Genomic DNA, 12,988 nt, shown 5'->3' on the forward strand with positions numbered 1-12,988 from the left:
ACTCCGCCTACATACTTTCATCAAGTTGTACGAACAAAGTCTCTTACTATCTCGCGTGAAGCTATTAACTTAACTCAAGTATATCACACGGCTTATTCTTCGTCTAATTTAAAAACTTGCGTTGCTTCAACCGCTTTTTTCCATCCTTTGTACAGACGGTTGCTTTCTTTTTGATCCATTTCAGGTTCAAATGATTGCTCTAATTTCCAACGTCTTTGAATTTCAGACTTATCTTTCCAGAAGCCTGTCGCAATACCTGCTAAATATGCTGCACCAAGCGCTGTCGTTTCGTTGATTTCAGGACGTTCAACGTTAATGTTCAACAAGTCTGCTTGGAATTGCATTAAGAAGTTATTTTTCACTGCGCCGCCATCAACACGTAAACTGTTCACATCGATACCTGAATCTTGTGCCATTGCTTCGATAACGTCACGTGTTTGATAACATAATGATTCTAATGTCGCGCGGATGAAATGTTCTTTTTCTGTACCACGTGTAATACCGAAAATCGCGCCACGTGCATCAGAATCCCAGTATGGTGTACCTAAACCAACGAATGCTGGTACAACATAGACACCTTCAGTTGAGTCAACACGTTTAGCATAGTCTTCTGATTGTGGTGCTGAGTTAATCATACGGAGACCGTCTCTTAACCATTGAATTGCAGAACCTGATACGAAGATTGAACCTTCAAGTGCATAGTTCACTTTACCATCGATACCGTAAGCAATTGTTGTTAATAAACCATTACCAGATTTAACTGCTTCTTCACCTGTGTTCATTAACATGAAGCCACCTGTGCCGTAAGTATTCTTCACATCACCGCGTTCGAAACACGCTTGACCAAATAATGCTGCTTGTTGGTCACCCGCGATACCAGCGATTGGTACATTTTGACCAAAGAAGTGATAATCAATCGTTTCACAATAAATTTCACTTGATGGTTTTACTTCAGGTAACATCGCTTTAGGAACATCAAGTAATTCAAGTAATTCGTCATCCCATTTTAATTCATGGATGTTGTACATTAACGTACGACTTGCATTGGAATAATCTGTCACGTGCGCACGGCCACCTGATAACTTCCAAACGAGCCAAGTATCGATTGTACCGAATAAGATGTCGCCTTTTTCTGCTTTTTCGCGTGCGCCGTCAACTTTATCAAGAATCCATTTTACTTTTGTACCTGAGAAATACGGATCTAATAATAAACCTGTTTTGTCTCTGAATGTTTGTTCATGGCCTTCTTGTTTTAATGCATCACAAATCGGTTGTGTTTGACGTGATTGCCATACGATTGCGTTATAAATTGGACGACCTGTTTCTTTATCCCAAACGACTGTTGTTTCACGTTGGTTTGTAATACCGATACCTTTAATTTCACTCGCTGATACGTTGTTTTCAGTCATCACTGATGCCATTACTGATAATACAGACGACCAAATTTCATTCGCATCATGTTCGACCCATCCTGATTTAGGAAAATGCTGTTTAAATTCACGTTGCGCTACGCCTACAATTTCCCCTTCCTCATTAAATAGAATTGCTCTTGAACTTGTTGTTCCTTGGTCAATAGATAAGATGTAGTTTCCCATAATATTGTCTCCTCTCAACTCTTCATCTCTAAGTCATTATTAACTTGTTATATGTCATTCATGTTGTGCTTTCCAATTAAAGTTCTCTATACTTTTAGCCGTTTTTATGTCTGATTTAAACATATGGCTTCATTCAAATTGATCAGTTCATCGCTCACTTCGTTTTTAACATCTCATAAAGCGCTACGATTTCTTTTCAATTTCATAAGAATGACCAGGCCTCTATCCATTGTGTAGCAAAACGATAGCGACCTCGTCATCCATGTACTTTCTATATCATTTTGAAATATTGAAATTCAATTAAATTTTAGCAATTTCATCTTTAGGCGCTTTTTTGTTCATTGCCATACCTAATAATAATGTTAATACTAAAACAATGATAGTAACAATAGTCCATACATCAAAAATGCCATTAAAGAAAAGACGGTATAGTACCGCACCGACCATACCACCGACCATTGGCCCTAAAACCGGTACAATCGCGTAACCCCAACCACTACCACCTTTTCCAGTGATAGGGAAAATCGCATGTGCAATACGCGGACCTAAGTCACGGGCAGGATTAATCGCATAACCTGTTGTACCACCTAAACTTAATCCAATTGCGACAATTAATGCACCAACGATTAAAGGATTTAAACCGTCAGTAAATTTGTTTGCACCAATATATAATAAACCAGAAGTTAATACAGCTGTACCCATAATCTCAGAAATGAAGTTAGCCGTATAGTTTTTTAATGCTGGCGCAGTAGCGAATACACCCAGTTTTGTCGCTTGATCTTCAGTAGCACGCCAATGCGGTAAATACATTAACCAAGTGAGCATGCCCCCGAACACCCCACCGATTAATTGCGCGATGATATATCCTGGTACTTGTGTCCAAGGAAAATCACCGTTCATGGCTAACGCTAATGTTACAGCAGGGTTTAAGTGGGCGCCAGAAATTTGCCCAACAGCATAGACACCTAACGTTACACCGAGGCCCCAACCTACTGCAATCACGATCCAATCGGCGCCATTAGCATTTGTTTTTTTCAAATTTACGTTCGCAACAACACCCCCACCCATAAGTAAGAGCAATGCTGTTCCGAAAAATTCGGCTAAATAGACGTTCATTCTTTTTTTCCTCCCTTTAAATAGAAAGAGACTCCAATCCGCATTAAAAAACAATCAAACGCGAGCAGAAGTCTCCTAGTCTCTAGCTAAATATCAACTTGAGATAATAGTACACTGACGTGAAAGCGTTGTCAATACTTTGACCTTATTTCTTAAAATAGAGCAATAATTTTTATACTGCTACAATACATTTTATTATTTCTTAACAATCGTCATTAATATGTACTATAAACTTTTTGAAAATGAATCTATGACAGCAGCTTCGTCGATACTAAAAGTTAACGTATCTGCTGATAATGTTGCTTGAACGCCATAAGGGAGCGTACATTTCGGTTCGTTATGACCAAAACTTGCATTACCTACCACAGGCAACGCTTCTTGATGAAACTCCTTCATCATAAGGCGAAGTTTGTCATGATACGCATCTTGATGGACACCATTTTGAGGGCGCCCAAAAAGAATGCCCGCAACGACATCGTAAATACCCATTAAGCCAAACGCACGTAAAGTTTCTTCAAAGCTCATAGGATCAACCTGTACTTCCGATGTTTCCAAAAACAAAATTTTATCTTTGAAATGTGCTAAGTCCGGAAAATACGGTGTACCTCTTAATTTATCTAATGATTCGAAACAACCGCCGATGAGCTCACCTTCAACTGTACCTTGTCCGCTAATGTGCATGTAGTCACCATTCGGAATCTTTTCACGCGCTATATGACGCTTGTCTTCATCCCAACGCAAACCAAATACACGCACCTCGTCTGATGTCGAAATAGCGCCGACTGGTTGTGCCTCGCCTATCGCTGAAAATAGATGATCTACAGTATATGCATCCAGTGCGACATTTTCAGCAAAATCAGTTAATAATGCTGGTCCATAAAAAGATGTGATGCCCAACTTGTACATGTGTAAATGAAGTGGTGTAATGTCTGAATAACCGATAAAAATTTTAGGGTGTTGTCGTATCACTTCATCATCTAAAAAAGGTATGATTCGAACAGATTCATAGCCCCCAATCGTACATAAAATGGCTTGTACGTCTGGATCTGCAAAAGCTGCTGTAAGAATTTCAGCCCGTTCTTTTGGGTGTTCGAAGTTCCATGAGATACCATTTAAGCTATTGTCCATCACTTTGACACGATAGCCAAGTGCTTCAATACGATCGATACCTTGTTGTGTCCGCCAACGAATATGAGGCTCACCTGCTAATCCAGATGACGGTGAAACAATCGCAATTGTGTCGCCTTGTTTCAATTTTTGTGGTTTAATCATCAAATCTCCCCCTTGTTAATATGAATATTACCATAAAGATTTATCGCTCGTTGTAATGTATGCTGCACCACTGTTAATAGCACGATTAACTTCTTCAAGTGTGTTAATTAAGCCACCTGCAATGACAGGCGTTCCTGTTTTTTGATGAATTTCTTGAATCACTTTATCCGCAATACCAGGTAACACTTCAACATAATCCGGTTCTATCCGTTGAATGAGTTCAATACTGCGCTCTAATGCGTGACTATCAATAATAAACACGCGGAAAATCGTCACGACACCTAATGCTTTAGCCTTTTTAATGACTTTCGTTTTCGTCGACACAATGCCGCGAGGACGATATGTTTGGATAATATATTCACAAGCAAACTCGTCATGACTCATCCCTTTAATTAAATCAATATGCATAAATGGCTTGAGCTGATATTGGCTAATTAATTTCATAATGCCATTCAAATGACCGATATGCGTATCAAGTAATACACACGTTTCATAATCTGTTTTCAAAAGCTTCTCTAAATCTTTCGTCGATCGTATCGCTGGTAAAATATGGGGCTTCATCCTATTTTCCTCCAATTAACAACTTATTGAATACGTTTAAATAATCGTTCTAACTCGTAATTCGAAAAATTAATAATGACCGGTCTCCCATGTGGACAAGTAAACGGATCTTCCATTTCACCTAATTGATTAATTAAATCGGCCATTTCATTCGGTTTAAGGTAGTGATTGGCTTTAATTGATCTTTTACAACTCATCATAATCGCTGCTTCTTCTCTAAACTTCGCAATATCTACCTTTTTGTGACGAATGACATACTCAATCATATCTTTAATCATTTCTTCTACATCTTCTTGAGGAAACCACACGGGATAACTATCGACAATATAATCATGACCTCCGAACGGCTCTAAAAAGATACCCGCTTCCCGTAACTGTTCAAGGTGTTGTTCGATAATCAGTTGCTCATCTTTTGAGAAGTTAAAGGTTAACGGAATGAGTAAGCTTTGATTTTCATTATTCACTTCACCAATTTTGTCACGATAATATTCATACTTAATCCGCTCTTGTGCCGCATGTTGATCAATCAAAAACATACCTTCATCATTTTGCGCAATGATATATGTACCATGAACTTGACCAACGACCTCCATGTATGGCACACGGCGCTGTGGTTTTTGAGTCTGCTGTGAAGACATATGTGATTGTGTACGAGTAGCTTCTGTGACTTCATCATTACTATCAGTCGTCTCTTCTTTATGGTCTTCAGATGTGGTATCCAACATATCATTTAACAATGCACGTTGGCGCATCACATAATCATCGCTCTGGTCTGTGTAGGTTGGTGCCGCTGTTTGAGATGTTTCATGAGTATCTGTCGTTTCACTGTATGGCGCTGAAGGTTCCTCAATTGTCATATCCGTATGCGATGACGTCTCTGATGAATGATTTTGTTGTTGGTCGAATGCCATTTTTTGTTGTTCAAACTGTTCCAGAACTTTTTTCGGTTCATATTTTGACTTCAAATCATTTTTCGGAATGAGTAATTGGTCTTTAAAAGCTTCTCGAATTTTTTCGACAATCAAATCAAACAATTGATCTTCTTTTGACAAGCGTACTTCTAATTTCGTCGGATGCACATTCACATCTACTAATATCGGATCCATTTCAATATTTAAATAGACAATCGGATAACGTCCTATCATCATGAGCGTATGATATCCTTCTTGAACTGCCTTATTTAATAAGAAGTTTTTAATATAACGACCGTTAATAAACAATGAAATATAATGACGATTACTTCTTGAATGTTCTGGTTTCGCGACATAACCTGTTAGATGATAGTCACTCGTGTCCCCTTCAATACGAATTAAATCCCGTGCAACTTTCATGCCATATATTTCAGCCATCACTTCATTTGTTCGTCCAGAACCATTCGTCTGTAAAATTTTCTTGCCATCGTTCGACAAGGAGATACGAATGTGCGGATGACTCATTGCCATACGGTTTACAATATCTGTAATTTTCCCTAGTTCTGTATATAAACTTTTAATATATTTCAAACGTGCCGGTGTATTATAAAATAATGCATCAACGCGAATATCTGTCCCTTTACGTGCTTTCGCAGGCTTTTCTGAAACGATTTCGCCTTCTTCCGCATACACTTCGTAACCTGCCACACCGTCCGTAGAAGTTTGTAACGTCACTTTTGCGACAGAAGCAATACTTGCCAGTGCCTCACCACGAAAGCCTAACGTACGGATATGGAAAAGGTCGTCATCTTCTACTAATTTACTTGTCGCATGTCGATGGAAGACGAGTCCTAAATCATCTTGTAAAATACCCGAACCATTATCGACAACACGTATAGATGAAACACCGGATTCTAACACTTCAATGTTAATTTCAGTCGCACCTGCATCAATACTGTTTTCTAACAACTCTTTTACGACCGAACTTGGCCGTTCTACGACTTCACCGGCTGCAATTTTATTCGCTAAAGAGGTGTGTAATGTTTTAATTTTACCCATAAGCTCTTCACCTTCTATTGTAGTCTATTTTGGAGCTCGCTTAATTTCAATAATGCTTCTATCGGTGTCATTTGAGAAATATTCATTTGTTTAATCTCAAGTTCGATTTCACTCGCTTCCGCTTCAGATGTAAACAAATCAAACGTCGGCTGTTCGAATTGAGGCTTATCCTCAGCAACTGTCGACGCTTTCACATTAGTTGGATTGTCTGAATTTTGGTCCACAGTCGATGTGTGCGTCACTTGCGCTTTTTCATTTGCTTCAAAAGTCTCTAAAATCACTTGTGCACGTGCAATGACTTGTTCTGGAAGGTCTGCCAATTGTGCCACTTGGATACCGTAACTATTCGCCACCGCACCATCTTTGACTTTATGCAAGAAAATGAGCTCGCCTTGATATTCATCCGCTGCCACATGTACATTTTTCAAGCTTGGCAAATGTTGTTCGAGTTCTGTCAATTCATGATAATGCGTTGAGAACAATGTCTTCGCTTGTGAAGTTTCTGCAACATACTCAATCATTGCCTGTGCTAATGCTAAGCCATCATACGTCGAAGTGCCTCGACCAATTTCATCAAATATAATTAAACTGTCAGCAGTTGCGTATTTTAAAGCTTTTTGCGCTTCTAACATTTCGACCATAAACGTACTTTTTCCTGAAACTAAATCATCCGCTGCACCAATACGCGTGAAAATTTGATCAAAAATCGGCAAAGTCGCTGATTGACACGGAACGAAAGCGCCCATTTGCGCCATAATACTAATGATCGCGACTTGACGCATATACGTTGATTTCCCTGACATATTAGGTCCAGTAATTAAATAAATGAACTGTTCTTGATTTAAAACACAATCATTTGGCACATAATCGTTATAATCCATCACACGTTCTACAACGGGATGACGTGAATCGACTAAATTTAATGTTTGATCTTCACTAAATTGTGGGCGCACATAATTATATTGTTGTGCAATTTCTGCAAAACTTTGTAAACAGTCAATTTCTGAAATAATTTTCGCTTGTTGTTGCAAACGTTCAGTGTAGGTTTTCACCTGTTCACGTAACGCGACAAACAATTGATATTCTAATTCGATTGCCTTATCTTGTGCTCCGAGAATAATGGCTTCTTTTTCTTTTAATTCATCTGTAATGAAACGTTCTGCATTCGATAATGTCTGTTTACGTTCATAACCAAATGCACTCGGGTCAAATTGTGCTAAATTGGCTCGTGTAATTTCGATATAATAGCCAAATACTTTATTAAAACTAATTTTTAATGACTTAATGCCTGTGCGTTCGCGTTCTTGTGCTTGTAATTGTGCCAACCACTGTTTCCCATTTTTGGAAGCATCTAAATACTGATCTAACTCCTCGTTAAACCCAGACTTAAACAAACCGCCTTCTTTCACTGAGAGTGGTGGTTCATCCACAAGACTGTCCGACAACACTTGCAATAAATCATCGAGTGGTTCTAACGCATTAAAATGTGCTATCGCTTCATGTTCAATAGACTGTAATAGTGCTTTGATCGCTGGAATTTGCGCAATAGAATGTTTGAGTTGCACTAAATCTTTCGCATTGACGTTTCCAAAACTGACACGGCCAACGAGTCTTTCAATGTCATAAACTTCAGTTAAATAGTCACGCAACGTATCACGCTCAATGAAATATTGTAAAAATTGATCCACTGCATCATGACGTTTTGCAATTTCAGCTTGTTGAATTAATGGCCGATCAATCCACTGTTTCAATCTTCTTGCGCCCATTGGTGTTTTCGTCTTATCCATTAACCATAATAATGTCCCTTTTTTAGACTTGAGACGAATACTTTCTGTCAATTCAAGATTACGTTTGGCATAGTAATCCATTTTCATATAATCAAGCGCTTGATATTGAATGGCAGCTTCAATGTGTGACATATCTCTTTTTTGCGTATCATAAATATAATCTAACACAATTTGAACAGCTTGATGCATTAACGGATGAGATAAACCATTCGCTGCATAACTTTGATCCGACACTTTTTCAACGACCGTAATCGTTTCTGTAATCATATTCAATTGGCGTTGTAAAGCTTCTGATAAAGGTTCGGTTACGACAATTTCGTTTGGACGAATCGTCGTAATTTCATTAATTAATGTACTCTCATCTTCAAAATGTGTCACTTTTAATTCACCAGTTGAAACGTCGCAATAACTTAACGCATATGCATCTGCTTTCACAAAACTTAAAATGTAGTTGTTTTGTGTATCATCAACGCCACCTTTTTCCATGACTGTACCTGGCGTAATGACACGCACGACCTCACGCTTGACCATACCTTTCACTTGCCGCGGATCTTCCATCTGTTCACAAATCGCGACTTTATAGCCGTTCTGGATTAACGTTTCAATATAACTATCTGCAGAATGATAAGGTACGCCCGCCATTGGAATCGGATTCGCTTTTTTAGCATCACGTTTCGTCAACGTAATTTCAAGCACACGCGACGCCGTAATCGCATCATCATAAAACATCTCATAAAAATCTCCAAGTCTAAAAAACAGTAAAGCATCTTGATGTTGTGCTTTAATACTCAAGTATTGCTTCATCATTGGCGTGACATTTGACATATATTTCTCACAATCCTTTTATTTGAGTTTATGTATAACCAATAGTGCTCCACAAGCACCTCATCTATGTATTCATTCAAAACTATGATTTAAAACCTCGCATTTCATCAAATGACAATTGCTGGTCTAATATGTAACTCTTAAAACTGAAGGAACAATTCTCAATTCCTCTCTACGTCCCCTTCAAAAACACTTTCAGCCTTTGCTTTTCATGCATTGTTAGTTTGCAAGAACTTTCCGAGACTCCTAAGGGATGCATTTGAAAACAAAGTGAAGTTTTTTTATTTTGTGTGTGGTTCCTGTTTAACGCAGTAGCTGTCTGACTTCTCAATGTTGTACTTTTGAGAAGTCTAGTCAGCCTTGCGGGGGCAGTACGACGAAATCTTTGTTGCACATAAGATTTCTGTACTGCTCCCGAAAATCCAATTTGGCTTCTTTCAAATACCTACCTCAAATCAAGCCAAATTTAGTTAAGGAGCCACCCCCTAGGAAAGCGATGGAAAGTTCAGCACCTCATTTTCTTCATCCCATTCAAAAATACTCTCAGCCTTCAACTTTCCATTGGAGTGGTGAAATCATCTCAGTTTGCAACAACTTTCCGAGACTCCTAAGGGATCAGCTGACCCGGAAAATCCACCAACGCTTCAACTATCCATGTAACAGTTCAATCAAAGCGTTGGTTAGTTGTAGTGGTCAGCCCCTAGGAAAGCGATGGAAAGTTTAGCAAACTGAATGATTAGTAGACTGCATGATTACAAACCAAAATGCAACCATCAAGACATTTAAGCATGAAAGGCTGAGAGTATAAACGCGTTTGTTTAAGCCCCCAGCCCCTCATCAATGTCTTGTTATGTTTCTTGTTTCAACGACGACAAAGTCTAAAAATCACTGCCATCATCGTTCAAACATTACTTTTTGTACTTTCGTTTTAAATCTAAATGTTTTAATACGCCACGACGTTTCAATAAAATCAACAGGGCATAACTCACTGTTGCACCAATCAAACTTGAAACGATAAACGCTGCCATTAAAGGTTTGATTAAAAAGTGATCGATGTTTAATAGCCAAGCAAGTGGAATACAAACCAAACTACCGATAATACCTGTTCCAATCACTTCGCCTATTGCAGCGACAAATAAGTGACGATTCACATAATAAAATAAACTTGCGAGTAATACACCGATCATACTTCCTGGAAAGGCAAACGGTGTCCCCGTTCCAAACATCACGCGTAAGCTAGATGACAGGAAAGCTTGTGCGAGCGCATACCACGGTCCAAGAATAACGACGCTGAGTACATTTACAAAATGTTGTACAGGTGCTGCTTTAATCGGCCCTAATGGTATGACAATCACTGTACTTAATACAACATTGACTGCAATAAAGAGAGCGGTCAGTGTTAATTTACGTGTGTTCAAACTTATCACTCTCCGACAGAGCTGAGGTCCATTGTATCACTGCGCTATCCACTTTATCTACAACAAGTAATTAATGTGTGTGATCGTCCTCAGCCTCGATGTTTTCTTGTTCAATTCTAGTCGACAATGTCCCAATCACAACATGCAATAAATCGTTTGCTTCTTGTTGTGCAACTTTAAATTCATTGACAATTGGGATTTCGTCAATTTTCGTTTGTATTTCATCAATTTTTGCTTCAGAGCGTTCAAATGCGACAGGTTTATCATAATTTTGTAGATTGACTGATTGCTTTTGATTTTGCTTTAACTCTGACATATATTGTGAAATCTGTTCATTTTGATGAATTTGTGTTTCGATACGTTGATAATCTTGTATCGTTTTTAATGATTGAATGGAGGCCCCTAACTTTTGAGCCGCTTCCAAAATCATTTCACGTGAATACATCTAAACTGTCACCATCACAGGTTCGCTAACACCTACAAATTCACCATTTAATGAATATTGTTTTGCTTCAACAATTTTCACATCTACAATTTTACCAATAACAGATTTCGGCGCACGGAAGTTAACTAATTTGTTCTTTTCAGTGTAACCCGCTAAAACTTCTTCATCTTTCTTACTTGCACCTTCACATAATACGCGTACTGTTTCACCTTCATACGCTTTTAAGGCACGTGAAGAATATTCACCTACAAGACGATTCAAACGCTGTAAACGCTCCTTCTTCACTTCAGTTGGCACATTGTCTTTCATTTTAGCAGCAGGTGTGCCGTCACGTTGAGAATAAAGATACGTGTAGGCATGTTCGAAACCAACTTCTTCATATAAAGATAATGTTTCTTCAAATTGTTCTTCCGTTTCATTTGGGTAACCTACAATAATATCTGTCGTTAAAGCAACATCAGGCATTGCTGCTTTAATACGTGACACTAAATCAAGATAGCTTTCACGTGTGTATTTACGTCCCATAATTTTCAATACTTGATCATTACCGGACTGAACTGGTAAATGAATATGCGGCACGATGTTTCCACCTTCAGCAATCACTTCAATCATACGGTCTGTAAAGTCCCATGGATGGCTTGTTGTGAAACGAACACGTGGAATATCAATTTTTGAAATGTCCGCCATTAAATCGCCTAAACCATACTCGATGTCTTCTAAATCTTTACCGTACGCATTCACATTTTGACCGAGTAACGTAATTTCTTGATAACCTTGGCGCGCTAAATCTCGCACTTCTTCAATGATATCTTGTGGGCGACGACTACGCTCTTTACCACGTGTAAACGGCACAATACAATATGTACAAAACTTGTCGCAACCATACATAATATTCACCCATGCTTTAATACGGCCTTGGCGCACTTTAGGCAAGTTCTCGATGACATCGCCTTCTTTAGACCATACTTCCACTACCATCGCTTTAGATAAATAAGCCTCTTCTAAAATTTGTGGTAAACGGTGAATGTTATGCGTACCAAAAATCATATCGACATTTTGGTAGGATTTTAAAATTTTATTCACTACTGATTCTTCTTGAGACATACATCCACAAACGCCAATTAAGCAATCTGGGCGCTCTTGCTTAATATGCTTTAAGTTCCCAATCTCACCGAACACTTTGTTTTCAGCATTTTCGCGAATCGCACATGTATTTAATAAAATGACATCTGCTGTATTCACATCTTCAGTTGGTGTGTAACCTAAAGCTGTTAAAATCCCTGCCATCACTTCTGTATCATGTGCGTTCATTTGACAACCATAAGTTTTAATTAAAAATGTACGACCTTTCCCCATGCCGCGATACTTTTCATCAATTTGGAAATCACGGTTATATTGAACAGCTTCTTTCCCACGTTTTTTTGCATCTTTTAAACTTGGTGGTTGATAAACGTGTTCAAAATTAAAATATTTACTGTAATCTTTTTCTTCTTTATTATTACGATGTGCTAAAACGTCAATTGTCCCAGCTTTTCTTTGTTCTTCATTCACATGCAAAACCCTTTCTGCCCATATATCATTAGTTCATTATATTAAAAATCTAGCGAAAGTGCAAAATGATATCTTCTGAATTCAATTGAAGTTGTGCAAATGATTAGGCCATTTCATCATACTTGCCAGTCAATGTTTCAATACTGATGCCTTCAGTCACATGATAAAATTTTACTTGGCTAATAATACTTGGTGATTCCAGCTCGACCATGCGTTCATTCATTTTTTGAATTAAGATGAGCAGACTACTCATATCCCCTTCGATTGTTGTCTCTAAAGGCCCCACACGGTAGTTCAAACCTGATTCGTCTATCACTTTGATGGCTTCATCTACAAAAGGAATGACATCTTCTCCATTCGGTGTTTGCGGAATAATTTGAATACTCATTAACGTATCGATCATATGAAAAACCTCCTTAATACATTTTATTATGACTTTGTTATGATA

Annotated in this window: 10 protein-coding genes; all 10 read right to left on the minus strand. The window is 38.3% G+C overall.

Annotated elements, in window-relative coordinates; translation table 11 throughout:
* Window positions 1-92: 92 nt before the first annotated feature.
* The gene (gene glpK, locus CCE82_RS02695) at window positions 93-1,595 is read right to left on the minus strand and encodes a glycerol kinase GlpK (protein WP_086427886.1); all 1,503 of its coding nucleotides are present in this window, start codon (window positions 1,593-1,595) and stop codon (window positions 93-95) included.
* Window positions 1,596-1,895: 300 nt separating this feature from the next.
* Complete coding sequence (locus tag CCE82_RS02700; protein WP_086427887.1) at window positions 1,896-2,711, minus strand: MIP/aquaporin family protein; 816 nt, start codon at window positions 2,709-2,711, stop codon at window positions 1,896-1,898.
* Between the two features lie 225 nt (window positions 2,712-2,936).
* Window positions 2,937-3,983 (minus strand): S66 family peptidase, encoded by a 1,047-nt coding sequence (locus CCE82_RS02705; RefSeq protein WP_086427888.1) that lies wholly within the window; start codon window positions 3,981-3,983, stop codon window positions 2,937-2,939.
* 27 nt (window positions 3,984-4,010) lie between these two features.
* The gene (locus CCE82_RS02710) at window positions 4,011-4,544 is read right to left on the minus strand and encodes a glycerol-3-phosphate responsive antiterminator (protein ID WP_086427889.1); all 534 of its coding nucleotides are present in this window, start codon (window positions 4,542-4,544) and stop codon (window positions 4,011-4,013) included.
* A gap of 23 nt (window positions 4,545-4,567) precedes the next feature.
* Entirely contained in the window at window positions 4,568-6,514 is a 1,947-nt protein-coding gene (mutL, locus tag CCE82_RS02715; RefSeq protein ID WP_086427890.1) for a DNA mismatch repair endonuclease MutL, read from the minus strand.
* Window positions 6,515-6,528: 14 nt separating this feature from the next.
* Window positions 6,529-9,126 (minus strand): DNA mismatch repair protein MutS, encoded by a 2,598-nt coding sequence (gene mutS / locus CCE82_RS02720; RefSeq protein WP_086427891.1) that lies wholly within the window; start codon window positions 9,124-9,126, stop codon window positions 6,529-6,531.
* Between the two features lie 908 nt (window positions 9,127-10,034).
* Window positions 10,035-10,544 carry an energy coupling factor transporter S component ThiW gene (gene thiW, locus CCE82_RS02725; RefSeq protein WP_086427892.1) on the minus strand — a complete coding sequence of 170 codons (510 nt, stop codon included), beginning with the start codon at window positions 10,542-10,544 and terminating at the stop codon, window positions 10,035-10,037.
* A gap of 70 nt (window positions 10,545-10,614) precedes the next feature.
* Entirely contained in the window at window positions 10,615-10,989 is a 375-nt protein-coding gene (locus CCE82_RS02730; protein WP_086427893.1) for a YlbF/YmcA family competence regulator, read from the minus strand.
* Window positions 10,990-12,540: a tRNA (N6-isopentenyl adenosine(37)-C2)-methylthiotransferase MiaB gene (gene miaB, locus CCE82_RS02735; protein ID WP_086427894.1), complete on the minus strand. Its 1,551-nt coding sequence runs from the start codon at window positions 12,538-12,540 to the stop codon at window positions 10,990-10,992.
* 103 nt (window positions 12,541-12,643) lie between these two features.
* Complete coding sequence (locus CCE82_RS02740; RefSeq protein ID WP_086427895.1) at window positions 12,644-12,943, minus strand: thiamine-binding protein; 300 nt, start codon at window positions 12,941-12,943, stop codon at window positions 12,644-12,646.
* Window positions 12,944-12,988 lie beyond the last annotated feature (45 nt).

Origin of the sequence: Staphylococcus cornubiensis (genome assembly GCF_900183575.1) — a bacterium.
GTDB classification, from domain to species: domain Bacteria; phylum Bacillota; class Bacilli; order Staphylococcales; family Staphylococcaceae; genus Staphylococcus; species Staphylococcus cornubiensis.

What these genes read in the sequence shown, in the direction of transcription:
- glpK (WP_086427886.1), bottom strand. Translation starts at nt 1,595, where the DNA reads ATGGGAAACTACATCTTATCTATTGACCAAGGAACAACAAGTTCAAGA.
- CCE82_RS02710 (WP_086427889.1), bottom strand. Translation starts at nt 4,544, where the DNA reads ATGAAGCCCCATATTTTACCAGCGATACGATCGACGAAAGATTTAGAG.
- CCE82_RS02705 (WP_086427888.1), bottom strand. Translation starts at nt 3,983, where the DNA reads ATGATTAAACCACAAAAATTGAAACAAGGCGACACAATTGCGATTGTT.
- CCE82_RS02730 (WP_086427893.1), bottom strand. Translation starts at nt 10,989, where the DNA reads ATGTATTCACGTGAAATGATTTTGGAAGCGGCTCAAAAGTTAGGGGCC.
- CCE82_RS02740 (WP_086427895.1), bottom strand. Translation starts at nt 12,943, where the DNA reads ATGATCGATACGTTAATGAGTATTCAAATTATTCCGCAAACACCGAAT.
- mutL (WP_086427890.1), bottom strand. Translation starts at nt 6,514, where the DNA reads ATGGGTAAAATTAAAACATTACACACCTCTTTAGCGAATAAAATTGCA.
- mutS (WP_086427891.1), bottom strand. Translation starts at nt 9,126, where the DNA reads ATGTCAAATGTCACGCCAATGATGAAGCAATACTTGAGTATTAAAGCA.
- CCE82_RS02700 (WP_086427887.1), bottom strand. Translation starts at nt 2,711, where the DNA reads ATGAACGTCTATTTAGCCGAATTTTTCGGAACAGCATTGCTCTTACTT.